This window comes from Bariatricus sp. HCP28S3_A7 (genome assembly GCF_052066375.1).
GTDB lineage: Bacteria > Bacillota > Clostridia > Lachnospirales > Lachnospiraceae > Allocoprococcus.
On sequence record NZ_JBQHSG010000065.1, the window covers coordinates 1 to 2,598 of the forward strand.

At 43.5% G+C, this 2,598-nt stretch carries 2 protein-coding genes; both read right to left on the minus strand.

From position 1 onward, the window contains the following. Positions 1-92: 92 nt before the first annotated feature. Positions 93-869 carry an IS21-like element helper ATPase IstB gene (gene istB / locus ACTNA4_RS15940; RefSeq protein ID WP_441031132.1) on the minus strand — a complete coding sequence of 259 codons (777 nt, stop codon included), beginning with the start codon at positions 867-869 and terminating at the stop codon, positions 93-95. Next, a complete protein-coding gene (gene istA / locus ACTNA4_RS15945) occupies positions 866-2,422 on the minus strand; it encodes an IS21 family transposase (protein ID WP_441031135.1) in 1,557 nt (518 codons plus the stop codon). The genes istB and istA overlap by 4 nt, the downstream gene beginning before the upstream one ends. Between the last annotated feature and the right edge of the window lie 176 nt (positions 2,423-2,598).

Below are 2,598 nucleotides of genomic sequence, written 5' to 3' on the forward strand. Positions count from 1 at the left end.
TGAATATTATGGTGCGGCGGAGCCGCCAGTCCGATGTGGCGAGAGCCACCTGTCCGGACTAACGGAGCCACCCCATTTGTTTTGCTATTAAGTTATTTAGCCAGAGCTGGATCTAATCCGTATACTTCTCTCATTGAAAGATCTTTGGATGGATCAATACACTCAATGTTGATTTTATATGAATCATAGGATATGCGATCCATAATGGCATCTGCGAGGGTGCTTTCACCACTGCAGATCTGCTGGTACCATTCACATTCACGAAACTGGGAACAGAAGATCGTTGACGATTTTTTACGTCTTTTGTGTATCAGTTCAAAAAGGTTTCTGGCTTCCGCTTCTGTCAGTTTGAGAAGTAGCCATTCATCAATGATCAACAATACTGGCTTGGTATATTTTTTCAGAATAGCGGCAAATGTACCGTTATCTCTGGCTGCCTGTAAGTCCAGCAACAAATCAGGAAGCCGCACATACCGTACTGTATAGTAATGCTTACATGCTTCCATACCAAAGGCACAGGCCATGTAGGTCTTGCCGCTGCCGGTTGCCCCGGTAATGAAGATGTTTCGATATTCTGTGATATATTCACACGTTGCTAGACGGTTGATCAACGCTTTGTTCAGCTTTCTTCCGGAATGATAATCAATCGCTGCAATGCTGGCATCAGGTTGTTCAAACTCAGCCTGACGAATCAGTCTTTTCAAACGATTGTTTTTGCGGTTGGTGTATTCTACATCAACAAGCATGCCAAAACGATCCTCAAAAGGAATGTCCTTCATTGTGGCATCATCCAACTGGATCCGGAATGCATCGGCCATTGACGTCAGACGCATTTCAATAAGTTTATCAATTGTACTTTGATTTGTCATGATCTTTTACCTCCATAGTATCCGGCGCCCCTTGTGATGCCGTGTGGTTTTTCTGCTGTTTTGTCTGTTTCCGTCTCATCTGATATGAGTTCCGGGTTATCTTTCATTGCAGCCAAAAGATTTTTGATACTTTTATAGCTGGGTTTGCCGGAATAAGAAAGTGCTTTGGCACAGGCTTGTTCCAACTTTGCTGGTGAATGTTTTTCTGCCAGCTTCAGCAGCCCCATACAGCTTCTGTAAGACTGCTGTTCGACCCTGCCGGAGGTAAGAATTGCATCGACAACCTTACTTGTGTTAATTCCAATCGAATCTGCCCAACGGCGAAAACGATCCCCGTTCCATTCCAGATATTTCTGGTGTTCCTGAGGCATATGTTCCGTTACCGTAGAATACTGACCGCTTCTTCCATGAAGCCGTCGGTGCGAGGCAATTCGATTATGGTTATAAAATATTTCAACCGTTGTATCTGTTATTCGCACATCAACCTTATTTTTGATATACTGATAAGGCACGGAGTAGTACATCTTGTCTACTGCGATGTGGTAATTGAACTGAACAGTGGCCTGTTTCCACTCAGCCAGTTCAAAAGGTGTGGCAGGCAACGGAGCCAATAATGGCATTTCTTCCCCAAGAAATAAACTGAGCCTGCTACATTCCTTTTTCTGGAATTTACGAGCATTAAAGGCATCCAGTTTTTCTTTGATAGCAGCATTTAATTCTGCAATTGAGAAAAACTGTTCATTGCGAAGAGCTGCAGTGATCCAAGTGGATATCTTACCCACAGATCCTTCTACATTCGGTTTATCCTTGGGTTTCCGGACTCTGGCCGGAATGATGGCAAGATTATAATGTTCTGCCATTTCATGGTAAGTAGTATTTAAAGCAGTGGTGTACCAGTCGCTTTGTGAATGATTTACTGCAGTGGTACAGTTATCAGAAACAAGCATTGGCGTAACACCGCCAAAGAATTCAAACATCTGAATATGTGCTTTGATCCAGTTGTTCGTTTTCTCATCCATGTATGCCTTTACAAAAGCGTATTGGCTGTAAGTTAAAACACCTACAAAGATCCATGCATCTGTAATCTCGCCAGTATCCGGATCAATGATGTGTGCAGGATCCCCTGCCCAGTCTACTTCGATCTGCTGGCCGGGTTTTCTTGGGATATGCATGGTAGCCCTGCGTTTTTCTTCATCCTTTTGGATGTAATAGCAGAACTGAGAATACATCAGAGGCTCCTCGCCATTCATACGGCATTCCTCGCAGTATTCTACCCAGAGAAGTTTTTTGTTGACTCCATTACGCAAAAGTTCTTTGCGGATGTAATCAAAGTCAGGCATACGTTTATTTGTTGCTGACTTTTCCTTGGGAAACATCAGTTTCTCAAGTACAGTGTCGGTCATGTCAAAATCCAACGGCCATGATAAATTCATTTCCGTTGCCTTTTTCAGGACCTTGGCAACTGTGTTTCGGGACACACCGCAGCTTTGTGCGATGTTCCGCTCACTGAATCCTAAGCTTTTCAGGCGCAGGATTTCACGATATTTGGTCATAATTGTGACCTCCTTTATCTGTATTCACACCAGAGGTGTGTATTTACAGTATAAAGGAATTTATATAACAGAGCCTTGCAAAATGGCTCTGAATTACCGGAATATGTGGCTCCCAATCTCCGGAATGGTGGCTCTCAAAGTCCGGACAGGTGGCTCAAAGAGTCTCGGAATAATCA